The organism is Flavobacterium ustbae (assembly GCF_003946915.1).
GTDB classification, from domain to species: domain Bacteria; phylum Bacteroidota; class Bacteroidia; order Flavobacteriales; family Flavobacteriaceae; genus Flavobacterium; species Flavobacterium ustbae.
On record NZ_RPOC01000007.1, the window covers coordinates 80,226 to 105,416 of the forward strand.

The 25,191-nt window shown below is 35.8% G+C and carries 13 protein-coding genes; 2 read left to right on the top strand and 11 right to left on the bottom strand.

Going from position 1 to position 25,191, the window contains the following annotated elements; all coding sequences use genetic code 11:
• Window positions 1–3: 3 nt before the first annotated feature.
• The 3 genes from EG814_RS11140 to EG814_RS11150 form a co-directional block, all read right to left on the bottom strand.
• Entirely contained in the window at window positions 4–969 is a 966-nt protein-coding gene (locus EG814_RS11140; RefSeq protein WP_125721881.1) for a glycoside hydrolase family 130 protein, read from the bottom strand.
• 299 nt (window positions 970–1,268) lie between these two features.
• Window positions 1,269–3,146, bottom strand: coding sequence for a sodium:solute symporter family protein (locus EG814_RS11145; RefSeq protein ID WP_125721883.1), 1,878 nt, complete (start codon window positions 3,144–3,146; stop codon window positions 1,269–1,271).
• Window positions 3,147–3,194: 48 nt separating this feature from the next.
• Window positions 3,195–5,432 (bottom strand): GH92 family glycosyl hydrolase, encoded by a 2,238-nt coding sequence (locus EG814_RS11150; protein ID WP_125721885.1) that lies wholly within the window; start codon window positions 5,430–5,432, stop codon window positions 3,195–3,197.
• Window positions 5,433–5,562: 130 nt separating this feature from the next.
• Between EG814_RS11150 and EG814_RS11155 the strand changes: the two genes are divergently transcribed.
• Together EG814_RS11155 and EG814_RS11160 are read left to right on the top strand one after the other, a co-directional pair.
• Window positions 5,563–6,621, top strand: coding sequence for a sensor histidine kinase (locus EG814_RS11155; protein ID WP_125721887.1), 1,059 nt, complete (start codon window positions 5,563–5,565; stop codon window positions 6,619–6,621).
• Between the two features lie 71 nt (window positions 6,622–6,692).
• Window positions 6,693–7,406, top strand: coding sequence for a LytR/AlgR family response regulator transcription factor (locus tag EG814_RS11160; RefSeq protein WP_125721889.1), 714 nt, complete (start codon window positions 6,693–6,695; stop codon window positions 7,404–7,406).
• A 1,121-nt stretch (window positions 7,407–8,527) separates the two neighbouring features.
• Here the strand turns inward: EG814_RS11160 and nagB are convergent.
• The 8 genes from nagB to EG814_RS11200 form a co-directional block, all read right to left on the bottom strand.
• Entirely contained in the window at window positions 8,528–10,441 is a 1,914-nt protein-coding gene (gene nagB / locus EG814_RS11165; RefSeq protein WP_206430303.1) for a glucosamine-6-phosphate deaminase, read from the bottom strand.
• A 138-nt stretch (window positions 10,442–10,579) separates the two neighbouring features.
• The gene (locus EG814_RS11170) at window positions 10,580–12,673 is read right to left on the bottom strand and encodes an alpha-L-fucosidase (protein WP_125721893.1); all 2,094 of its coding nucleotides are present in this window, start codon (window positions 12,671–12,673) and stop codon (window positions 10,580–10,582) included.
• Between the two features lie 87 nt (window positions 12,674–12,760).
• Entirely contained in the window at window positions 12,761–13,405 is a 645-nt protein-coding gene (locus EG814_RS11175) for a Pr6Pr family membrane protein (protein WP_125721895.1), read from the bottom strand.
• Between the two features lie 49 nt (window positions 13,406–13,454).
• Complete coding sequence (locus EG814_RS11180; RefSeq protein WP_125721897.1) at window positions 13,455–14,015, bottom strand: YdeI/OmpD-associated family protein; 561 nt, start codon at window positions 14,013–14,015, stop codon at window positions 13,455–13,457.
• Between the two features lie 142 nt (window positions 14,016–14,157).
• Entirely contained in the window at window positions 14,158–15,567 is a 1,410-nt protein-coding gene (locus EG814_RS11185) for a glycine-rich domain-containing protein (protein WP_125721899.1), read from the bottom strand.
• Window positions 15,568–15,795: 228 nt separating this feature from the next.
• Window positions 15,796–18,201 carry a sugar-binding domain-containing protein gene (locus EG814_RS11190; protein ID WP_125721901.1) on the bottom strand — a complete coding sequence of 802 codons (2,406 nt, stop codon included), beginning with the start codon at window positions 18,199–18,201 and terminating at the stop codon, window positions 15,796–15,798.
• A gap of 324 nt (window positions 18,202–18,525) precedes the next feature.
• On the bottom strand, window positions 18,526–21,966 hold the full coding sequence (locus EG814_RS11195; RefSeq protein WP_235830959.1) for a malectin domain-containing carbohydrate-binding protein: 3,441 nt from the start codon (window positions 21,964–21,966) through the stop codon (window positions 18,526–18,528).
• Window positions 21,967–22,437: 471 nt separating this feature from the next.
• Window positions 22,438–25,167, bottom strand: coding sequence for an alpha-d-galacturonidase (locus tag EG814_RS11200; RefSeq protein ID WP_125721905.1), 2,730 nt, complete (start codon window positions 25,165–25,167; stop codon window positions 22,438–22,440).
• Window positions 25,168–25,191 lie beyond the last annotated feature (24 nt).

Sequence of the window (25,191 nt, forward strand, 5' to 3'; positions counted from 1 at the left end):
TCTTTATAAACTATTTTCTTTTGTAAACTGAATTACTTCACTTAATTTTCCGAAAGCAATCGCTACGTGAGTATCTGCTGCTCCGTAATAAACTGCTAATTTATCTTCTTCAATACTGTGTAAAGCGGCGCATGGGAAAACTACGTTTGGAACGTCTCCAACCATTTCATACGTTTCTGCAGGTCCTAATATATAAGGCTGTGTTCTGTATTTTACCTGATCTGGTGAATCAACATCTAAAAGTGCAGAACCCATTGCGTAACGGAAACCATTACAAGTATTGATAACTCCGTGGTAAATCATTAACCAGCCTTCATCAGTTAAAATCGGAATTGGTCCTGCTCCAACTTTCGTACATTGCCAAGCACTTTGATCAAACGGAGATGGTTTCATCACCAATCTGTGTTCGCCCCAATATTTCATGTCTGGGCTATAGCTGATCCAGATATCTCCAAATGGCGTGTGTCCGTTATCACTTGGACGGCTTAACATCGCATATTTTCCGTTGATTTTTTGCGGGAATAAAACTCCGTTTCTGTTGAAAGGAAGGAATGCATTTTCGCATTGGAAAAATTCTTTAAAATCGAAAGTGTAACCAATACCAATTGTTGGTCCATTGTAACCATTACACCACGTAATCCAGTAACGATCTTCGATCCAAACTACACGCGGATCGTATTTATAAGCCGATTCGATCATTTCTGTATTTCCAGATTTCATCTCGATTGGTTCGTGGTTGATGTCCCAATTGATTCCGTCTTTACTGAAACCCGCAAAAATATTCATCTGAACTGCTTTATTATCGCATCTAAAAACCCCAGCATATCCGTCTCCAAAAGGTACAACTGCACTATTGAATATACTGTTTGAAGAAGGAATCGAATATCTGTCGATAATTGGATTCTCAGAATATCTCCACATTACATCTTTACTGTTTTCGGGTCTGTCTTGCCAAGGAATAGTACTCATTTTTTATCTTTTTTATTATTTATTGTTCTTTGTTTGTGGTTTTTGTTGTATGCTTTTTTAAACACATAGAATCATAGCTTTTTGGAGCGTACAAAAAGACGTTTCACTTGTTTACACATAGCGTTACGGACAATTTTGCGTACCCATAGTTGAAACTATGGGCTATGTTCAATGCTATGCTATGTGTTAGAAACTAGTTTCTTTCTTTATCCTTTTCAAGCAAAAGAAAAATCTATGTTTCTATGTGTTTAAATATTTTATCTAGAAATCTTTATTCTATTATCTATACTCTATTTTCTTTATTCTTCAATCTTCCTAACTCTATCCAACCAAGTAAATTTCAATATCGTCGTTGTCACTAAAAACACTGCCAACGCTACCAAAGCTTTTGGATAATCTCTGATAATGAAATAAATCGGAAGCAAAATCATACTCGATTGCCAAACAATTCCGATTACACAATTCATCATATCTAAATAGAAATCATTATTTTTTTGGAAAGAATGATCTTCAGCTTTTAATTGTTTGTAAACTGGATTCCAGAATCCCCATGGTCTTACGTTGCTGTAGAACGATTTCAAAACTTCCATATCAGTTGGTTTGCTTAGATAAGTTCCTAGAAGACAACCTAAAATCGACATTCCGAAGATTAATGGGAATAAGTAGATTGATGGCACTTGCGAAAGATCATGCAAGAATGTACCCGCTGCTAAATTTCCTTTATTCTGATCTAAAACAAACTGAAGAGAAGCTGCAATTAATCCGCCTACCATTCCCCAGAAATAACCCCAGCCGTTAAAACGCCACCAAATCCATTTTAAGAAGTTGGCTGCAACGTAACCACCGTATAAAGCACTTGTAATCCAAAGTGTTAATGAATTGATCGAATCTGCGAAGAATCCCATGAAAACTCCTAAACCAACCACTAAGAAAGACGAAATCTGACTTACTTTAATATAATGTTTGTTTGAAGCAACTGGCTTGAAGTATTTTTTATAAATATCATTTACAATGTATGCTGGTCCTGCGTTTACGAAAGCTGAGAATCCAGACATGAAAGCTGCTAAAAGACCTGCAAGTAGAATTCCTTTAATTCCAACTGGGATATAAAGATTAACCACTTTTGGCATTAATAATTCTAAATCTGCTCCGGTTAAGTTTACGTTTGCATTTAATTCTGGCGCTAAATTTACTAAAGCAATTACCACGATTCCCGTAATTAATAAATATCTCGGAATGAATAAAATCAGGTTGGTAAAACCGCTCATGTAAGCCGCTTCTTTAACCGATTTTGTTGACAAAACTCTTTGTAAATCATAACTTGGAGTTGGCCCTGCAACGCTGGCAAAAAATCCTTTGAACAACGTCATTCCGATGAAAGCGCCAAACATTTTGTAACCTTCTGTATCAATTAATTTGTTGAATGTTTCAAATTTATCGCCCCATTGCGTTTCGAATTCCCATCCAAAGAAAACATTTTTCCATTCTGGTGTAATCACCGAATTGATTTGAATATCTGTATAATTAATGAAAGCATAACCAGCGATTAAAACTCCGGCAACAATCATAATGATATACTGAACAACCTCTGTCGCAACCACAGAAAACATTCCTCCTTTAACGGTATAAATTGTAGTTAAGAAAATGATTAACAACGCATAAGCCTGTTCTGATGTTAAGAAAACTGAACCGTTCATATGAACAGTCAAATCCCAAGGCAAAATAATCGTTACAAATTTTCCGATTCCAACGAAGAAATAAGCAATGAAACCAATTGTAGAAATAATCGCAAAAATCGCTACAATGATATGAGATGCCTTTCCTGCTTTATCACTTCCAAAACGTGTTAGAATCCACTCAGATCCCGTCATTACTTTCGATCTTCTGATCCAGACTGCGAGGAACATCATTACGAAAATCTGATTCCAAATCGGCCAAAGCCACATGAACATGAAACTTTTTACACCGTATAAAAACAGCACGCCAATCATCCAGGAAGTTCCCGAAACATCAAACATTCCAGAGCCATTACTTAGCCCTAAGAAATACCATTTGATTGATTTTCCTCCCAAAAAATAGTCATCTAAGCCTTTTGATGCTTTTCTTGAAATCCAGATTCCTATGCCGACCGAGAGGACGATGTAGATTAAAATGATTGATACGTCGATAATGTTCATTAATATCTTTTTTTATTTTTGGTTAGTTATGCTTTGTTTTATTCTTTGTTATAATCCCCAGTTTTTATTGGGTTGTGACCCCATTACAAAATGAAGAATTCCGCCATTTTGCATTTCTTGGTGAGTGATTGCTGTTTTATTGAATGGTTTTCCGTTTAAGGTTGCCGATTGGATATAGAAATTCTGTTTGGAAACATTTTCTGCTTCAATCACAAAAGTTTTTCCGTTTGGAAGATTTAAAGTCGATTTCTCAAAAATCGGACTTCCAATTTCATATTCGCCAGAAGCTGGATTCATTGGGTATAATCCCATTGAACTGAAAACATACCAAGCCGACATTTGTCCGCAGTCTTCGTTTCCACTCAATCCGTTTGCTGTGGTATTGTATTGTGTGTCTAAAATATGACGCACCCAATATTGCGTTCTCCAAGGTTGTTTTGCATGATTGAACATGTAAGCAATGTGGTGACTTGGCTCGTTTCCGTGCGCGTATTGTCCGATTAATCCCGAAATATCCGCAGAAACATTGCTTCCTGTAATCTCAGAACTTTCTGTAAATAATTGTTCTAAACGTTTGGTGAAAGTTTCATTACCTCCGTGAAGTTTGATGAAATTATCTACATTATGAGGCACAAACCAGCTGTGTTGCCAAGCATTTCCTTCCGTATAATCTGTATGTTCTCTATGGTTAGAATGTTTTGGATCAAAAGGTTCGTTCCAAGATTTTCCATCTTGCGATTTTCCTCTCATGAAACCGGATTTCGAATCAAATAAATGCTCGTATGCTTTTGAACGTTTTGAGAAAAGCTCATAATCTGCTTGTTTTCCAAGTGCTTTAGCCATTTGCGCCACACACCAATCGTCGTAAGCGTATTCTAAAGTAATCGTAACCGATTCGTCTAATAAAGTATAAGGAATATAACCGTATTGTTTATAGAAATTCAATCCGCGTTCGTCCTGCATCATCGTTGATTTCATCGCTTCGTAGGCTTTTTCAGCATCAAAACCTTTTATACCTTTAAAATAAGCATCTACAATAACGGGGATTGAATGATATCCTGTCATTGTATTGGTTTCATTCGCGTAAAGCGTCCAAACTGGAAGTATTTTTTTTGTTTCGTAATACGCTAACATTGAGTTTACTAAATCTGAAACTTTTGTTGGTTCTAAAATAGTCAGCAAAGGATTTTCTGCTCTAAAAGTATCCCAAAGCGATAATGTAGAATAAGCCGTATAATCTTTTGCCGTTACAATTTTATCGTCTTCCGTTCTAAATTGTCCGTTTTTATCGCTGTACGTAACTGGGGCCACTTGTGCGTGATACAAAGCGGTGTAGAAAATGGTTTTTAAAGAATCTACCGGAGTTTCAACTGTAATTTTGCTTAAAGCTTTGTTCCAATCTGCAGCAGCTTTCGATTTAACTTTTTCGAAATCTTGTTTTTCTGTATCTAAATTCAATTTTGCATTTTCAACACTTACCGAAGAAAGAGCCACTTTTACATCTAACTGATTTGAGTTTTTAGAATCGAAGAATAATTGCAGCGCTGTATTTTCTCCTTCAGCATTTCCGCCAGAAACTACTTTTTTATCAGCTGTTAAAATAGATTCTGTAATAGGTTTAGAAAATTTAGCTACAAAAAATACTTTCTGATTTTTTGCCCAGCCTGTACTGTAACGGAAACCGCTAATCGTATTTTCGTCTTCAATTTTAATAGCCGTTTTGGTTGCCTTATCCCAATTGATGGCAAAACCTAAATCTACAACTACAGATTGTTTGTCGTTAGCAGCATAGGTATATTTATGGTATGCGGTTCTTTGCGTAGAGGTTAATTCTACATTGATTTTAGGATCCTCAAGAAAAACTTGGTAAGAACCCGGTGTTGCTTTTTCGTTAACATGACTATATTTTGATTTATACGGAAGGAAATCGCGTGAAGCGGCTTTGGCGGTTAAGTCTAACTTTTTGTTTGTCGGCATAAATAAAATATCTGCCAAATCACCGATTCCTGTTCCGCTTAAGTGTAAATGACTAAATCCAGAAACTATTGAGTCAGAATAATGATAGCCAGAACACCAGTCCCAGCTTGAAATTCCATTATCTGGACTCACCTGCAGCATCCCAAACGGAACTGTTGCGCCAGGATACGTATGTCCGTGACCGCCTGTACCTATAAAAGGATCTACATAATTTGTTGCAAAACTTTTTCGATCTTTGTTTTTATCTACATTTATTTTGCAACTTGCAGCAAAAATTACCGTTAAAGAAAGCAGAGTAATTTTCTTCATATCAAAACAATATTAATTTAACTTTAAATTTAGATAAATTCAACTTTTACCAAAATATTTTTAGACGGACGACATTTAAACAGCTCTAAACATCAAAAAACAGTAACAAACGACACTCTAAAGACCGCTTATGATTTTTAACGCCAACAAACCTTATAGTTTACCTAGTCGTTATCATGTTTATTTCTGGCTTACGTATTTTGTATTCAATACTTTTCGCTGGGGAAGCTATTTTAACGACTATGTTTACTCCTTAAAAACTACTTTGCTCGGATTTCCAATTCACATGGCTTTGTGCTATCTGAATATTTTGGTTTTAATGCCACATCTGGTCTACAAAAAAAAGTACGTTCTATATATTATAAGTGTACTTTCTGCCATATTTGTAATGGTGGTTCTTAAATTCAACCTGACTTATTTATTGATAACACATGATGTGTGGCCTGAAGGTCCGCAGACAATCAACACGCTTACACTCAATTATACTATAGATATGATGATGGGCGAATTGTATGTAATGACTTTTGTAACGGCAATTAAGATTACACTTGATTTCTTAAAAGAACAGAGACGTGTTACTGATCTTGAAAAATCGCAACTGGAAACGGAATTATTGTTTTTAAAATCACAGATTTCTCCGCATTTTTTCTTTAACACCTTAAATAATATCTATTCGCTTTCTGTAGAAAAATCAAACAAAACACCAAAAATCGTTTTAAAACTTTCAGAATTAATGCGTTACATGTTGTATGAAACAAAAGGTAAAAAGCAAAGTCTGGAGAATGAAATTATGTGCATTCAGAATTATCTGGATTTGGAACGAATTAGAAATGGAGAACGATTAGAAGTTGAAATGTCTATTTCTGGAGATATACATGATAAGGAAATTTCACCTGTTTTACTTTTGACTTTCGTCGAAAATGCATTTAAACATGGTGTAAACAAAAACACTGGCAATGTACTAATTGACATCAGATTTAAAGTAAAGGGAGATTACTTACATTTTACGATTTCAAACCCAATGCCCGAATTTACCGTACATAAAGATAATTTTAACAAGTCAAGTGGTATAGGTATCGAGAACGTAAAAAAAAGACTCGAATTAGGATATAATAAAAGTGACTATAAGCTTTCATTTAAAAATAAAAAGAATATTTTTGTCGTTAAACTAGTTATAAAAGTTACATAGCCCCTACTTTTAGATATAACTAAAACTATACTTACAAGATAACCACACATTGGCCCAAAATAACCATACAAATGAAAATAAAGTGTTTAATTATCGATGATGAGCCATTGGCAATAAACGTTATTAAAAATTATATTGAGCAAATTGAAGAATTAGAATTGGTAAACACTTTCAGTAATTCTATTGAAGGACTTAATTTTTTAAAAAACAATACAATTGATGTAATTTTCTTAGACATCAATATGCCTGTTTTGGACGGTATTAATTTTATTAAAAGCTTAGAAAATCCGCCGTTATTGGTAATTACAAGCGCTTATGACCAGTTTGCTATTGAAACTTACGAATTGGATGTTTTGGATTATCTAGTAAAGCCAATTGAGTTTCCACGTTTGATGAAAGCCGTAAATAAAATCAGCAAACGTCTTAATACCAATACCAAAGCTCCTATAGAGAACAGTAAAGAAAATCCGTTTATATTCGTCAAAATCGATAAGAAAAAAATGAAGAAAATTTTCTTGAACGAAATTTTAGTAATCGAAAGTTTAAAAGATTATCTAAAAATAAGTACAACGTCTGGAAAGTTCATTATTCACAGCACTTTATCCGATTTCACGAGTTTATTACCCGAAAGAGATTTCATCAGAATCCATAGATCATACACCATCGCCATCGACAAAATCGACGCCGTTGAAGGAAATAGCATTGAAATTGAAGGACTTCGTTACGTTATCGGAAGATCTTATATTGATGAAGTAAAACAGAAAATCTTGAATTCTTCGATATAATTAATTTTACCTCAGAGATTCACAAAAATTCACAAAGATTCGCAAAGTTTATTTTTAAGCTTTGCGATTTTTTTTCATGGAGAGATAAAAATAAAACAAAAGAGCTATAAGCTCGATTCATATTGTAGCCCGGGATTTTAATCCCGGGATTGATGGATTCCAATACAAATTAGATCCGTAGGATCGAAACATTTTTTTTGTTTTTAATATATGTCGTTCCTACGGAACTAATTTAAAACGACAATTATTATTTCAACGGATTAAAATCCGTTGCTATAAAATTGACCATTCCTAACGGAATTTTATTGTTTTTTGATATTGAAGTTTTCATAAATACTTGCGCCTTTACGTCTTTGCGCGATTATATAACAAACGTTAGACGCACTGCAGTGCGTCTCTACAGCTAATCTTTGAGGAAAAAACTTTGCGCCTTCGCGACTTTTCGAGATTAAAACCATTTCTACACAAAACGTCAGACGCACTACGGTGCGCCTCTACAGCTAATCTTTGAGGAAAAAACTTTGCGCATTTGCTACTTTGCGAGATTAAAACCATTTCTACACAAAACGTTAGACGCACTGCGGTGCGCCTCTACAGATAATCTTTGAGAAAAAACTTTGCGCCTTTGCGTCTTTTCGCGATTATATAACAAACATTAGACGCACTGCGGTGCGTCTCTACAGCTAATCTTTGAGGAAAAAACTTTGCGCATTTGCTACTTTGCGAGATTAAAACCATTTCTACACAAAACGTTAGACGCACTGCGGTGCGCCTCTACAGATAATCTTTGAGAAAAAACTTTGCGACTTCGCGACTTTGCGAGATTATATAACAAACGTTAGACGCGCTGCAGTGCGTCTCTACAGACAATCTTTAAGAAAAAACCTTTGCGCCCTTCTCCCGAAGTTTCGGGACGCTCAGGATGACAAAACTTAAAAAAAACCTTTGCGAATCTTTGCGAATCTTTGCGTATCCTTAGCGCTCTCTGCGGTAAAACCATTTACAGTGAAACAAAAAACAAAAAAAATGCGGCCAACCACGACCGCATTTTACTCAATTATAGGTAACTAACCAAAATAAACCATGAAATAGTCTATTATCTTTATTGCTGCAAAAAATCACTAAAAGTGATATCGCTTAAACGCTTCGATAGCCGAATAATCTGCTAAACCTAAGCTGTGATATTTTTCTGCAGTCAATCTATTTCTGTCTTCAACTCGCACCCAAAACTCCCTGCTATCATCACCTTGAAACATTACGCCGTCTTTTTGAGACTGGTGATAAAAAATAGCATGTCGTTTCTTCATAACTTGGTCAGGACTCATTGGTACTGCCATGTCAATTTGGTACGATTCCCATTCATGCCAAGCGCCTCGATACAGCCAAACCCAGCAATCATCCATAAAGCTATTGTGTTTTAATCTTTTCAAAGCTTCAAACAAACTGTCTAAACACACTTTATGAGTTCCGTGCGGATCTGCTAAATCTCCAGCGGCATAAATTTGGTGCGGTTTTATTCTTTCAATGATATCGCACATAATGTCAACATCTGCATCCGAAAGATTATTCTTTTTAACCGTTCCTGTTTCGTAAAACGGAAGATCTAAAAAGTTAACATTTGAATCTGACAAACCAATGTAACGCGTTGCGCCAAAAGATTCGCTTCTTCTTATCAATCCTTTTAATTTTCTAACTTCAGCAGAATCCATTTCTGTTCCTGTTCTGTTTTTAAGAAAATCAATAATTTCCTGAGAAACTTCAGAATTCGGATTCAATGCTTTAGAAATTTCTGCAAATTTCAATGCTTCTTCATTCGAAACGGCAATATTTCCAGAAGTTTGATACGCAACATGAACCTCATGTCCTTGTTCGACCAAACGATCAAAAGTTCCTCCCATCGAAATCACATCATCATCTGGGTGCGGGCTGAAAATAATGATTCTTTTTCTCTCCGGCGTGGAACGCTCCGGTCTGTAAGTATCATCTGCGTTGGGTTTTCCGCCCGGCCAGCCAGTGATTGTCTGTTGCATTTTGTTAAACATCTTAATGTTCAAATCGTATGCAGTTCCTTCTTCCGTCAAAAGACTCGACATTCCGTTGTCGTTATAATCCTTATCCGTCAGTTTTAAGAAAGGTTTCTTAGTCAACTCACTTAACCAAGCCACCGCTTTCAATTTTAATTCATCTGTCCAAACACAAGATTTCACCAGCCAAGGCGTTTTAACTCGTGTTAATTCAGACGAAGCTTCCGTATCTAGAACAAATGTTGTGTTGTTATGCTCTTGTAAATACGTCGCTGGAACTTGCGAAGAAACTTGTCCTTCGATTGTCTTTTTTATAATTCCCGCTTTGCTGATTCCCCAGCCTAGCAAAACAATTCTTTTTGCATTTCTAACGGTTCCAATTCCCATTGTAATGGCTTTTCTCGGCACATTATCAATTCCTAAAAAAGAAGAAGCCGCATCGACACGCGTGATATGATCCAAAGTAATACTTCTGGTTCCCGAATTAACGTGAGAACCTGGTTCATTAAATCCGATATGTCCTGTTCTGCCGATTCCGAGCAATTGAAAATCCAATCCGCCGTACGAAATAATTTTCATTTCGTAATCGATGCAATATTGCTGTAATTCCTCGGCACTCACCTGCCCATCTGGAATATTTATATTTTTTGGAAGAATATTAACGTGATTGAATAAATGCTCGTGCATAAAATGATAATAACTCTGAATATCATTTTTATCCATCGGATAATATTCATCTAAGTTGAAAGTCACTACGTTTTCAAAACTCAGCCCTTCTTCTTTGTGCTTTCTTACCAATTCTTCGTAAACCTTAATTGGCGAAGAACCTGTTGCTAAACCTAAAACACAAGGTTCGTTTAGCTCATTTTTTCTCTGAATTAAATTGGCAATTTCCTGCGCGACAAGTAAAGAAGCTTCTTGCGAAGATTCGAAAATAACATTGTGAATTTTCTCGTAACGAGTTTCTTCAAATTTCCCTGCTTCTCTAAAACCTATATCTTCTTTAATCATTTGCCTTGCCATTTAATTTCTAAGATAAAAGTAGAATTAAATTATTCGTTCGTCTTAAAAATTCGACTAATAACGACTGCGCTTCGGCAAAAGACAAAATAAGAAAGCTAAGCTATTTCTAAAGTTTCTGAAAAGCTTTTATTCTACAACTCCAATTTCGGCAATCGAAACAGTTTGTGATTTTCCTACGCCTGATGTAGCGACAAACTTTAAAAACCTTGCTTTAACTGCAGTAAAACTCTTAATTTGTTCAATTGGGTTATGTTTGATATTTGAGAACTCTCCTTCTGATTGTTTGTCCCAATAAAAACTATCTACACTCGTATACAATTCATAATTAGAGATCAGATTCAAATTGTTGCCAACCTGTTGTGGCGTATAAGTAAAACCTTTTATGCTCACTAATTCTCCCATATCGATCACAACACTTTGAGGCAGTTTATTTTCATCATTTCCAAATCCCCACTCTGTGTTAGCATTTCCGTCAATAATACGTTCAGCAGAAACAAGATCTCCGCTAGAAACCGAAACTACTTTCCATTTTTCTTTAGAAACGCCATATTTAGCCGTTTTTATACCGCTGTTTATTTTCTCCTTCGTATTTCTCGAAATTGCTTTAATTTCTACTGCTTTATTATGTACAAATGGCTTTTTATACAAAATGCTTTTTTCTGAAGGATTTTTTCCGTCAAGCGAATAATAAATAGCATTTCCATCTTCCGATTTAATCGTAACCAAACCTTTTTTATCACGAAGAATTTGAGGTTCTCTAACGAAAGTTGGCGCATTATACGCTTCGATTGCGCTGATTACAAATCCCGCTTTTGCATCTAAAATATTAACTCGAATAGCCGAAGCTGTCACGCGGTCTAAACGCAAAATTCTTTTGTAACCAATTGTAGTTTCCGTAGCAATAGTTTTCCAGTTTCCATCAATCTTAGCTTCCACCGTAAATGCTTTTACACGCTGCCCTAGTTTAATATATTCCTGAAGCAAAATTCTGTTGATTGCTGTAGGCTTTTTAAACGTAAATTCGATTGTTGCCTCCTTAACCTTTTCGTCTGTAGCCCAATAGGTATTTTTATTTCCGTCAATAACATTTTGAGGTCCAAAATTAGAATCTGCTCCTTTTGTATTTGATGCTTGAACTTGTGTATCTGCCAATAATTCTGTTTTGAAATCGGCTTTAATTGTTGCAACCAATTCTTTCAATCTTGCTTCATCGTTCTCATGAACCAAACCACGTTGATCAACCGGAAGATTCAATAATAAAGTCGCATTTCGTCCAATCGATTCGTAATAAATATCGACCATTTCGTCAAGCGAACGCACTTTATCGTCTTCAACTGAATGATAAAACCATCCCGGTCTTATCGAAACATCGGCTTCTCCAGGAACCCATTTTTCTCCGTCTTCATGACCCGACATAAATTCGCTGTAATGCACTTTTCCAGCCAATTCATCTTTCTGACGAAGCAGTGACCAATTGGTTTTTCCTGCTCTACCTTCCTCATTTCCAATCCATCTCGCTTCTGACGGACCAACGCCCCAAACTAACGTTTTTGGTGCTATGTCATAAATTAATTTATAGGTTTCCTCCCAGTTGTAATAAGTTAACGAATTGATCTTTCTCATTTCATTAGCTCCGCCGTAATACCCATCACCACCATTTGCGCCATCAAACCACATTTCGAAAACATCTCCATAATTCGTCAATAATTCTTTTAGCTGATTTCTGAAATACGTGATATACTCCGGTTTTCCGTACTGCGGATGATTTCTGTCCCAAGGCGAAAGATATAATCCTAATTTTAAATCGTATTCTTTACAAGCAGCGGCCAATTCTTTAACCAAATCGCCTTTTCCATTTTCCCAAGGAGAATTTTTAACTGAACGTTCTGTATACGCCGAAGGCCATAAACAGAAACCGTCATGATGTTTAGCAACCAGAATAATTCCTTTCATTCCCGACTCTTTCACAATGCGAGCCCACTGTCGAACATCTAATTGCGACGGATTAAAAAGTTCTGCCGATTCATCTCCGTAACCCCATTCTTTATTGGTAAAAGTGTTTAATGAAAAATGCACAAAAGCATAGAATTCCATTTCCTGCCAATCGATTTGTTTCTGTGTCGGAAGCGGTCCAAATGGTTTTGGAGCGTTTGGTAATTCTTGACTTGACACATTAGAAATTATTCCAAAAAGACATAAGGAAAGGAATATTTTTTTCATAGGTAAAACTGCTTTAAAATGGTATATAAAGCATAAATATACTACAAATTGAAATCTCGTAAATAGAATTTCGACCAACAACAGATTTTAAAGCATTTTGGTTCTAATTTTAGAAATAGAAATCAAAATCACTGACAAAACCACAAAAGCAATTAAAACAAATAATCCGTTTACGAGAGCGGTTTTAAAGCCTAATTTGGTTGCATCAATAAAGGGATACGGATAAAAATTGGTCGTAATTCCGTGAAATAAAGTATAAATAATATAGAGAATCGGATAAACGAGCCAGAAGAAAATAACTTTGAAAGAGATTCTTTCTGGACTCACAAAGAACAACCAAAAAAAGAAAAATAAGACTGGGACAACAGTATGGAATATTTCGCTCACTATAAGGTGATGTCCTTTTAATTCGATAATATGACGAAGGAGCAGATTAAAAACCATTCCAACAATCAGAATATAAACCGTAATTGCCGTTAAAGTCGTGCACTTTCTAAAGAAAAAATTTATTCTCGATTTTCCTCCAAACAGCAGCATGGCACTGCAAATAAAAACGATACTATTGGTTAAAATCGTGAAAAAGCTAAAAAAGCGCACTGCAGCACTGAAAAAGGTAAATTCGGATCCTTTTAGCAATAAATAAAATTGTACAGGTAAAGCATATAATTCGAGGGCAAAAATAATACCCAGCAAAATCTCCCCTTTTATCGTTGTGGTATTTTCTTTTTCCATAGTTCGCTACAAGTCAAACCACTAAAATAAGCAATTTTATTGGATTTTGCTATAGCACTCGTTTTTGCTTTTCGCTTTCTACAATTGTTTTTTCAAGTCTTGACAATTGCGTTTTTTCCTGCTTAGCACTCATAATCCAATGAATCATAACTTTCTTGTAAGAGGGAGCTTGTTTTTCGAAAAATTCCCAAGCTATTTTATTGCTTTTAAATTGCTTTTCGTAAGCTTCTAAAAGCGGGATAGGTTCTTTCTTTTCGTGCGAATATATTTTTGATTTATTCTCTGACAGAAAACTAAAAGCTTTTAAACCTGCATCTGTCATTAAACCTGCTTTAGTCAAATCTTCCATTTTTTGAACATTAATCGCACTCCAAATACTAGAAGGCCTTCTCGGAGTAAAACGAATGCTGTAACTTTCATCATCAATCGATCTGCGCACACCGTCAATCCATCCAAAACAAAGCGCCTGATCTACAGATTCTGACCAGCTCATTGAGGGCTTTTTACTTGAAACTTTATAAAAACCAACCAAAAGTTCTTTTTCTTTTTGATGGTTCTTTTCTAGCCATTTTCTAAAATCTTTTTGATCTGCAAAAAAAGTCGGTGTCATTTTCTTAGAGTTTAAATAATCGCGCAAAGGCGCAGAGACGCAAAGTTTAAAATTAAAGAAAATTTAAACCATATAAGTCATTTAAGTTTAATTAAGCCAAAAACTTAAAATTTCTTATACAACTTATATGGTTCAAAAAATATTAATCTCCGCCACCGCAACCTCCACATGAACTTCCGCATGAGGAACCGCAGGAACTTCCAGAACTCCCACAAGAAGAACCGCAGGAACCCGAATCGGTTGAACTTGAAAAGCTGAAATAATCCCCAGATGATGTTGATGATGGTGAAGCATAATTCACTAACGGAATAAAAGCAGCAGAAAGCACTGCAGTTCCGTAGAGAAAATAATCCCATTCCCAATCTCGCATACTCTCGCCTCTGCTTAATACTTTTTCTTTAATCGAAGAAGGAATAATATCTACAAAAATTAGATTTAATAACTGATTTAAATAGTAAAGTACAATGAAAACTAAAGGCACGAGAGCAACCAGCAAAAATATAACTGGTTTGTCTCTCCAAAGCCCAGAAAAAAGTCTGCTAAAACCAATAGTTAAAAGTGCTCCCAAAGTAATCATTACTGTAATCATCACATTCGTGAATGGTTTCGATGCGATAATTCTATCCTTTATTCTATAAGTTGCTTTTTGAAGCTGTTCAAAAATAGGTTTCTGTCTCACATTCCAGCACAGTTGCTTGTACGGCATTGGCTCAAACTCTTTCATAATTTCGACAACACAGTTTTCATATGGATTATCGCCCAAACTTTCGTCGATTAATTCTAATTTTTTATTCTCTAGAATCTGTATTTTATTCCGTTCGATCAATTTATTGACAACTCCATGAATTACAGCATCTAAACTATTATCCCGAAAGTAAATGAGTTCGAACGCAGTAAGATTTTTTATAATTGCATTCGATTCTAATTCGGTATATAAGGCACTGAATTTATTTCGAACATAATCTTTCAACAATAAAAATACTGCAACAAAAAGTAACAAATAACCAATTATGAAATGAGGATTCTGAATTTTTATTAAAAGAAAATAAATTATCAGACAGACAGGAATAGATCCAGCCAAGGTATATTTGAAGAAGTTCTTTCTCAGTTTCTTGACATCAAATTTACTTTTCTCAAGTTGTAGAGAATCAAATTCATTGTTATAATGCCAAACTTCTGCGGGCTGTTTTCCAAAATTGATTTCGTAAAGTGCTGCAGTTCGTTCTTTAGCTGTTTGAAATCTCTCAAACTCAGATTTATTATGAGTCGACGGAATATGCTCGATTCTTTTTCCCAATAAATTGCAGAAATCAGAATAGGAATTAGTAAAAATTAAATGCTGATGCCAGACAATATCCACAATTTCTGAAGGTGAAACCATTTCGTTGTTTGTGGCTGCTAGAAACATGAACTTTTTATACTCCAATATGGCACTTTGAGTAAAATATAATGTCCAATGGTTTTCTAATGCTAATCTCGTCGAAAATCCGTACTCATCATTCGGATTATCAAAGCTAAATACTACAACCTTTTCCCAAAGTGTTTTATCCATAAAATCGCTTATGATTTAGTATTTCTATGTCGTGAAATGTATTATGTAACACTACAAATCTTTAGCTAAAATAGCATTATTTCTCTCACAAAAAACATCTTTACAAAAAATTAAACCATATAAGTTATATAAGTTCAGTTAAGCAAAAACTTAAATTGACTTATATAACTTATATGGTTTAAAAACTTTGCGCCTTCGCTCCCGATAGATATCGGGATTGCGAGATTTTTAATTTACTTTTATTGTAATTTCTGAAGACGACAATCCATTTGCTGAAGCTTTCAACTGAATAATCTCTTTCTTCCCATTCGATTGAATAATCGCAATACATTTTCCGTTAAACAATTTACAAGAATTCGCTTTAAAAGACTCCAAATTAGCTTGATAACCATTATCAACTCCAACTAATTTTCCTCCGCCAGAAACCTCAAAATTGATTAAATCCATTGCGTTTGGCAGTGCATTTCCGTCTTTATCAACTAACGAAACTGTTACATAAACCAAATCGTAAGTATCATTTTTAATAGAAGTTTTATCTGCTTTTAAATCAATTTTAGAAGCTTCGCCAGCGGTATGAATTTCTTTTTCTAAAACCACTTTTCCATTCTTTCTGGAAACCGCTTTTAAAGTTCCTGGCTCAAATTTTACATTCCATGAAATATGCAAATCATCATTGTGTTTGGCTTTTTTACCTAAAGATTTTCCGTTTAAGAAAAGCTCCACTTCATCGGCATTATTGTAATACGCCCAAACGGCAACTTCCTGATCTTTTTTCCAATTCCAATGCGGAAAAATATACAGAACGTCTTTTTTTGACCATTCACTTTGGTACATATAATACACATCTTTTGGAAGTCCGGCTAAATCCACAATTCCAAAATACGAACTTCTAGCAGGATACGGATACGGATCTGGTTCTCCGATATAATCGAATCCTGTCCAGATAAAAGTTCCCGCCATAAAGTCCTGACTTTTGATGGTTTTCCAGTTTTCCTCGTGCGTTGCACCCCAATATGATTTCACCTGATCGTAAGCCGAAACCGTCCAATCAGCATTTCCGTCAAACGGAGCGCCGTGTTTTACTGGCCAAGCTTTGATTCCGTCTGGAAAATCATAATGCCCACGTGTTTGTAAAGCCGAAACACTTTCTGATGCTAGTATTTTTTGTCCTTTAAATTTGGTTGGAAAATCTTTATAATCTTCGTGTTTATAATTGAATCCCAATAAATCTAAAGCTCCCGATTGATAAATAAAGTTTTTCTCAATTACATTTTCTGTCAAAGCGGAAGTTACGGGACGAGTCGTATCTAGATTTTTTACAATTTGAGCCAATTCTCTAGTAATCGCAATTCCAGTCGAATCAAACTGTTCGCGGATTTCGTTACCAATACTCCACATCATAACCGACGGATAATTGCGGTCTCTTTTTATAAAATCTTCTAAATCCTGTTTGTGCCACGCATCCCAATCTTTGTGGTAATCGTTGGTTACTTTTTTCTTTTTCCAAACGTCAAAAGCTTCGTCCTGAACAATGAAACCCATTTCGTCACACAATTGCATCATTTCCAAAGAATGCGGGTTATGAGACATTCTAATCGCATTAACTCCCATTTCTTTCATCAACGTCAGTTTTCTTCGAACGGCATGAATATTTTCCACAGCACCCAAAGCGCCATTATCATGATGCAGACAAACTCCATAAATTTTCGTTGGAACTCCGTTTAGCGAAAATCCTTTTTCAGCATCAAAATTAAAATAACGGAATCCTAGCGGAGTTTCGTAATTGTCTACTAATTTTGATTTCTCATAAACCTTTGTAATCACTTTATACAAATACGGATTTTCTGTACTCCATAATTTTGACTGTTTTACTTCCAGATTATGCACTTTTTTCTCAGAAGTTTTTGCACCGATTTTTTCTTTTGAAGTAAAATTTGCTACTTCTTTATTTTCCGCATTTACAATCGAAGTAACGAGTTTAAATTCTTTTGCAGCAGTATTATCATTATCAATCGTAACTTCAATATTTACTTTTGATTTTTCTGTTGAAACTTCTGGAGTCGTTACAAAAGTTCCCCATTTCCCTACGTGGAGTTTTTCAACAGCTACCAATCTTACGTTTCTATAAATTCCCGATCCTGTATACCAGCGTGAATTTGGCTGAGAATCGTTATCAACTTTTACGGCGATAATATTCGATTTTCCAAAATTCAAATACTGCGTTAAATCATATCCAAAAGAAATATAACCGTTTGGACGAATTCCTAATGATTTTCCGTTTATGAAAACTTCACTGTTCTTAAAAACACCATCAAATTCAATGGAAACCGTTTTGTTTTTCCAGTTCGCTGGAACGGTGAAAACTTTGCGATACCAGCCTTTTCCTGCAGGTAAAAATCCCTGCGCCTGTTTAGTTTTGCTGTTTTTATCGAAAGCTAATTCAATACTCCAATCGTGTGGCAATTGAAGCGTTCTCCAATCTGACGCATTGTAGTTTGTGTTTATTGCTTCTGGATAATCTCCTAATTTGAAGTTCCAGTTTTTATTAAAGTCTTCTACAATTCTGGCTTGTTTTTGAGCCATTATTGATGCTGAAAGCAAAACTGTAAATGCAAGTAAAATTTTCTTAACCATATTTTTATTTTTTTCTCTCGCAATCCCGAAACTTCGGGAGCAGAGACGCAAAGTTTTTTTTCTTAACCATATAAGTAATATAAGTTCATTTTAGCAAAACCTAAATTTTCTTATATTACTTATATGTTTTAATTTTCTTGGCGTCTTTGCGACTTTGCGCGATTTATTTTTTATTCTAAATTCTTTCACAAAATATTCCACAACCTTACCGTAGAGGCGCACTGCAGTGCGTCTAACACACAGTATGGACATTTGGAGCGTAGACGCACTGCGGTGCGTCTCTACAATGAAAACCTTTGCGTCTTTGTGCCTTCGTGGCTCAATTTACTGAAATTCAAAATTATCAATTAAAAGTCCTTTCAAATCGTCTCCTTCGAGAGTAATTTTATACGTTCCAGCGTTAATATAACCTCCTGATGTTGTGTTTAAAATCTTCCATTTTTCCGGTGAAGGGAAAAATTCAATCGTATCATTTCGCATTAAAATTCCGTAAGCATCTTCCATTTTGAATTTTACTTTTAATGGCGTTTCATTTCGGTTCATGAAACGGAAACGCATCAAATAAATTCCTGCTACTCCTGGTTTTACTTCAAACTCAATGCTGTTATTTGTCTTTTTAGTAAATTCAATATAATCTGCTTTTTTGAAATTCCCTTTTTCGATTCCAGTTCCAGTTGTTTTTGTTTTTTCGGCTTCGATAATAACTACAGGTCTTGAATCGTCTTTTTCACCCATATCATAAGTTGGAACAACGACAATTGTCGAAATCGTTTCTGAATTATCAAAAGAAACTTTCTCCCCTTTTTTTACTTTTTTAGCGAAAACATCAAAAGAAATTCCAGCATTATTTTTTGCTTTTTCTTCTATTTTTTTATAATCTGAAAGCCAACTTAAAGTCTTAATTTTACTATCAACTAAAACAAAAACATTCGATTCTTCTTTAGCTGTAAACGAACCTGAATCTTTTGAATCAGCTGAAAACTGTAAATAATCTGCTCCAAAAACTTCTGACGGAAGTTCTGTAAAAGCTTCTTCTGAATTTACATATTGTTTCGAATTAATATCCAACCAAGACGCAATTTTGAAATCTTTAGCATCTAAACTTACATTCTGAATATTTCTAGCCGATTCCTCCGCAGATTTTACATTTTTATCTTTTGATGCAATTGCAATCCCAGAAATTATCGCCTGACCAACTTTTACATTCGGAAATGAAATTTTGATTTTTCCTCCAACGCTTTTTACAACAAAAGTTTTCTTTAAAGCTTTATCATGTCCTGCTTCCGCCCAAATATCAAAATCTTTTAAAACAACATTATCGTTAATGGCAACATCAAATAATCGCCAGCCTTTGCAATCCAATCCGCCTCCTGTTCCGTACCAGGGTTCCGTAAAGTACAATTCGATTAAATATTCTCCGTCAGGCGCAGGAAATTCATAACTTAACTTTTCAACTCCGTATCTGAAGGTTTGAAATAAAGCTTGATCTTTTGTTCCGTCAATTGGATCAAAAGTGCTTCTTTGGCTTGCATAGAAATCAGGAAGTTTTTCGAAATTATCTGTCCATGACAAAGAACCCCATGTGTTTTTTCCGCTTTTGTGTGTGTCGGTTAACCAAGTATTTCCGTTAGAATCTGTGAATTCAGAACCACCACAATTTACTCTATAGATATAATTTAAACCGCTTTTTGCTTTTAAAATATCCGTTTTATTAGGCGTTAAGGCTTCTAAATTGATTGCTTTTGGAAGATTATTCAAAACAACATAATCTTTCGCAACTGCTTTTCCGTTTACATAACCCACGGCGTATAAAACATTGTATTGAACATTGACATTATTAAACTGAAAATGTTTCCCTATTCCTGGATTTTTTAGTTTTCCTAATGACATTTTATTGACATCATTAAACAATTCCACTTCTTCACAATTCGAGTAAATATCGATTCCGTTTTTGATTCCGGCACTTTCCCAACGACTTGGCCAAGTATGCGAAACGATATACACCATCGGGTTGGTTTTGTTCGAAACATAATTGGCGCGATACATATAATACGCATCCAAAGGTTCGCCCCAAATCGTGAAAAGTCCTTTGTAATTAACAGGTCCTACTTTGTCAATATCTCTAAATCCTTCGCCGTTTTGCACACGTCCTGGATTTTCGTGTGAGGCAAAAAGCCAATTGAATTGTCCCGCAATTTTATCACGAACCGATTCGGCTTCGCGAACTTTGATTTCCATTAATTGCGAAAAACGGTTTTCGCTTAAAGTTCCTTTTTGATCGAATTCGCCTTCGGTATGCAAATCAGCCGAACGCCAAGCGCCGTATTCTCCGTTTAATAACTGCGTCGTCATTTCGAGATGGTATTTTAACGGATCTCCGCCATACGTTCCAGACCAGTTTTGAACTACGTTCCAGTCGGTTCCTTCTCCTCCGTTACAAGTCGTGACGATTCTTTGTTTCTCCGATAATGGATCCATTTCGCGGATAATCTGCGTACATTCTTCTGCGAATTCTTTCGGAATCGTACTTTCGTTTTGCAATCCCCACATCACAACCGAAGGACTGTTTCTGCGTTCTTTAATCCATTCGCGTAAAAGCGTTTTGAAATTTTCTTTAAATTCTGGTGTATCGTACCAAATATGTGCGGAAAACTGACTCCAAAATAAGATTCCATTTTCGTCTAATGCTGCCTGATATTCTAAATTATGAGGCTGATGCGCTTCACGGAAAGCATTAAATCCAGCTGCTTTTATTTGTTCGATTCTAGCATGAATCTGCTCGTTTGAAAATGCGTGACTGTTTCCAATCTGATGTTCATATTCACAGACTCCATTGATAAAAACAGGTTCGTTATTAATAAAAAATCGATTATCTTTTCCGTCACGACTTACCGGCCAGCTCACCCATCGGATTCCGTAAGGCGTTGTTAACTGATCTATAACTTTTCCATTTTCAGAAATGGTCGTAACCAATTTATACAAATACGGATTCGAAGGCGACCATAATTTCGGATTTTGAATTTCTGGCAACGTCAGAACTACTTCTCTTTTCTCTCCCGAATTATATTTGATTTGATTTTTAATGCCTGAAACTTTCTTTCCTGAAGCATCAAAAAAAGTATTTTCTATAGTTAAATTTCGGTTTGAAGTGCCGTAATTTTTGATTTCGGTTGTCGTATGAAGAATCGCTCTTTGTTTCGAAACCGATTTGTCATTCCAGATATGAATACCAAAAGGTTCGATTCTGACATCGTTTGTAATAATTAAAGAAACAGGTCTAAAAATCCCCATTGGCTGAGAACCCTCTGAAAATCCCCATTCGCCCGAACAGCCTCCACAAACCCAAGGAAGATCGGCAATAAATGAGGGATGCGATGCTTTTACCAAAATCTGATTTTCTTTGTTTGGGATGATTAAATTGGAAATGTCCAGCGTAAAAGTGGTTCTTCCGCCTTTGTGTTCACCGACTTTTTTTCCGTTTACCCAAACTGTTGCGTATGAACTTACGCCTTCAAAAAACAAAAAAAACTTTTGTCCGGATTTAATTTTATCCAGTTTTAAAGTTCTTTTGTACCACGCTGTTCCGTGTAAATTTCCATGTTTTGTTCTCCTGAAACCATAATACTGATCCCAATTGTGAGGCACACTTACCTTTTGCCAATTGGAATCAGTTTTTGGATTTTCTACAAAATCTTCTTCTTTCAGCGGAAGATTATCCAGCATTACGGTCTCCCAAGATGAATTCAGCGAAATTTCTTTACGCATCGAACTTTTGCCCTGACTCCAAACAGAGCAAAAACTTGAGAAAAAACAAAAAATAAAAAAAACTATTCTGTTCATATTTTTAAAACCATATAAGTTATATAAGGTTGTTTTTTAGTTTATTAGTAAAGCCTTCGGCTTTCTTTGTCATTTCGACGAAGGAGAAATCTCACTAGAAACTCCGTACAGTTATTTCCAATCTTTGTCGAATCACGCGTGTGATTTCTCCTCCGTCGAAATGACAACTTTTGTCGAGTTTCTTACGTGTCATTACTTCGTTCAGGATGACAAGATTGCGTTTATTACTTCGTATTAAACCCGTCAGGTTTAAGGTAACGTTTGCTTCGCGTGATGGATTGAGGCGGTATCTCCCGATTAACAAAAACTACGGCTAAAAAGCCTTGTTTTTCTAAATCGGGAATTTAGCCGAAAGCCCGATTCGCCGCGGCGAACACGCCCAAATTATTATCTTTATTAATAAAATAACCAGTCGATTGCTGCTTTTTCTCCTGCATCTATATACCCGACATCACGCGGTGTAATGATTTGATCGGCGTCGATGAAACCTAAAATCAATACTTTTCCTTTTCCTAAATCGAGTTTGTTTTCGCCCGGCTGGAAAGTGTAGGTATGAATGTTTACACGTGGCAGTTCTTTCAAATTCATGGCGCTTGCCAAAATTACTTCGGCCTGACCGTGCGCATTTCCTGCAGCATCGGTTTCTAAACTTGGCGGCAACAAAAATCGTTTCTGATCGGAGTTGAAATAACCAACTACTAATTTAACCGCTTTTGTGTTTCTAAACTTCAAATGTGTTCCTTTTTCGTTTTGTTCGTTTTCTACAAAAGAAAATCCTTTTAGGTTTTGAAGTTCTGGAGCAATTTTGGTTAATTCAGAAATGTCTGTTCCGTAAACTTTTGTTCCTTTTTTTACTAAATAGGTTCCTGGTTTTTCATCGATAAAAGTTACTTCGGCAGGTTTCCAAGGTTTTCCTTCTTTGGTTTCGATTTTACCATCTTTAGACGATTTTAGTTTTTCTAAATTTCTTTTGAAATTCGCCAATTCACGTTCGTAATGCGGTAACAATTCAGCCCAAGTTTTATTATTTCCATCGTCACCTCCAATCGGGATTCGGCGTTGAGCGGTCTGCATACTGTTGGCGTACCAATAATGATCTTTCGTCAAATTGACCAAAAGTTCGTAATATTCGATGCTTTTTTCTAAATGTGGCAATGCTTTGTCTAAATCGGCAATATCATTGGAATAGCTGTAACGTAAAACCAAAATCGCAGCTTTTACTTTTTCTGAGAAGAAATCGGCGAAAGCTTTATAGCAATGTACATCGTTTTTAAGACGTAAAAATTCGTCTTTGTCTTTGGTTACGCTGGCTTCGGCTTTGTCGATGGCTTCAACCGCTAACCTTCCATGTTCTGTAATTTCAGCAATAATCTGCGTTGGAAGTTCGCCAGAATGTGGTTCTTTGTTCCATTCTTTTTTAGCATATTCCAATAATAACTCGCCCGGAGGCCCACAAGATTCGTGGAATCCTGGATATACTCTCCATTTTGACGGATTTACCAATTGGCTTTCGAACATTCCTAACAATAAGGTTTGGCGATTTCCTTCGGTGATTCCGAAACGTCTTAACGTTTTTGGAGCGATTTCTCCTGTTTCTTCGTATGCTTTTAGAATGTTATTAGCGGCTTCTTGGCTTGTTCCATATTTCGCAGCTAAATCTTTATCCCAATATTTGATTTCTTCGTTTCGGTCTCTTTTGCTTTCCCAAGCGTATCTTGCCCAAGCTTTGTACCAAATCCAATCGCGATCCATTTCTAGTAAACGTTCGCCCGTTTTGGTTTTATCGGCAGAATACGGCCAATCCCAATACGAAGCTTGCGGATATAAATGTAAAGCATTTGCCCCGTGAATGTTATGCATCGCTTTTACGGTTTTCTGAATAAAATCTGGCGAACCGTATCTGAAAGGCTCTAAATTCGCCAAAATGTGCACGTTTTCGATATGAATCGATTTAAGAGAACTTAATTGTTTGTGCGTTTCACCCCAAGGTCCGCCCGGCGTGTAAGTCGTTAAAGATTCTCCTGTATATTTACTTTCTGTATATAAGTTTTTGTATAACGGAAGTGATTTTTCCATTACCAAAGGTCCGTCTGTATCGTGAGAACGCAAGATAATTGGTGGTTCTTCTGTTTTTCCTAATGCCTGCAAACCATCGCGAACACCCGGAATTATGGTTTTTGTAAACCATTCTACATCATCATCAACGGTATTAATGGCTTCTCCCAAACAAACCATTAAACCAACGTTTGGATACTTTTCGATAAAGGCCGCAATTGATTTTCTGGTATAATCGGACAACAAAGGCGTAATTGGTCGTGAACGATCCTGAGTTTTGATGTTATAATGCTCTGCAAAAGGCTTAGAAACAATGATGTTGTAAAACATCTGAATTACCCAGATTCCTCTTTTGTTGGCTTCTACAGTTAGGAATTTATAGATTTCTTCGTTCTTTTTGAAATCTTCGTCGCTTACTTCTACGGCAAACGGATATTCTTTTAGTTTTACCAAAGAAGCAAACGGATGTCCGTTCCATAAATACAAGGAATTCATGCGGTTATCAACCATCATATCCAAATACTTAATCCATAATTTTTGATCGTAAAACCACGGGAAAGTTTCTGGCGTATAAGGATATTCGTAAACGTCACGCCCCGGAAGATAAACCGGTTTCTGCATTCCGATACACGCGCCACGTAAAACCATTTCTGGGCTGTCATCAATATTTAGTTCTGACGGAAGTTTACCAGAATCTTTAATACGGTCTACTAATTCTAAAGCGCCATACAATGCTCCAGTTGCATCTGTTCCTTCTATATAAATGATATTATTTTGAGTACGAATCTGAAAACCTTCTTTTTTCGTCAGTTTACTGTCGTCTATTTTAGCGCTTTTGGCATTTTTCTTCCAGAAATCAGTTCCTTTTTCGCCAATAACAATTACTTTATCTTTTGATTTTTTGAATTTGTCTGAAGCATTAACCTGAAAACCTTTTGAAGTTAAAGTCTTAGCTAATTTCTCTGCACCGTATTTTGCTCTCGGCGCGTTTTCATCACTCACAATGGTGATGTTTTGCGCTTGCGCGAAAGTGACGTAAAAAAACAAAAGAAGTAATTGTAAATGTTTCATGATATGCTGTTTTTGGGTATTCTT

Coding starts and splice junctions, on each gene's coding strand:
- EG814_RS11155 (WP_125721887.1), top strand. CDS start 5,563: ATGATTTTTAACGCCAACAAACCTTATAGTTTACCTAGTCGTTATCAT.
- EG814_RS11195 (WP_235830959.1), bottom strand. CDS start 21,966: ATGCGTAAAGAAATTTCGCTGAATTCATCTTGGGAGACCGTAATGCTG.
- EG814_RS11150 (WP_125721885.1), bottom strand. CDS start 5,432: ATGAAGAAAATTACTCTGCTTTCTTTAACGGTAATTTTTGCTGCAAGT.
- EG814_RS11140 (WP_125721881.1), bottom strand. CDS start 969: ATGAGTACTATTCCTTGGCAAGACAGACCCGAAAACAGTAAAGATGTA.
- EG814_RS11175 (WP_125721895.1), bottom strand. CDS start 13,405: ATGGAAAAAGAAAATACCACAACGATAAAAGGGGAGATTTTGCTGGGT.
- nagB (WP_206430303.1), bottom strand. CDS start 10,441: ATGATTAAAGAAGATATAGGTTTTAGAGAAGCAGGGAAATTTGAAGAA.
- EG814_RS11145 (WP_125721883.1), bottom strand. CDS start 3,146: ATGAACATTATCGACGTATCAATCATTTTAATCTACATCGTCCTCTCG.
- EG814_RS11160 (WP_125721889.1), top strand. CDS start 6,693: ATGAAAATAAAGTGTTTAATTATCGATGATGAGCCATTGGCAATAAAC.
- EG814_RS11190 (WP_125721901.1), bottom strand. CDS start 18,201: ATGGTTAAGAAAATTTTACTTGCATTTACAGTTTTGCTTTCAGCATCA.
- EG814_RS11170 (WP_125721893.1), bottom strand. CDS start 12,673: ATGAAAAAAATATTCCTTTCCTTATGTCTTTTTGGAATAATTTCTAAT.
- EG814_RS11200 (WP_125721905.1), bottom strand. CDS start 25,167: ATGAAACATTTACAATTACTTCTTTTGTTTTTTTACGTCACTTTCGCG.
- EG814_RS11180 (WP_125721897.1), bottom strand. CDS start 14,015: ATGACACCGACTTTTTTTGCAGATCAAAAAGATTTTAGAAAATGGCTA.
- EG814_RS11185 (WP_125721899.1), bottom strand. CDS start 15,567: ATGGATAAAACACTTTGGGAAAAGGTTGTAGTATTTAGCTTTGATAAT.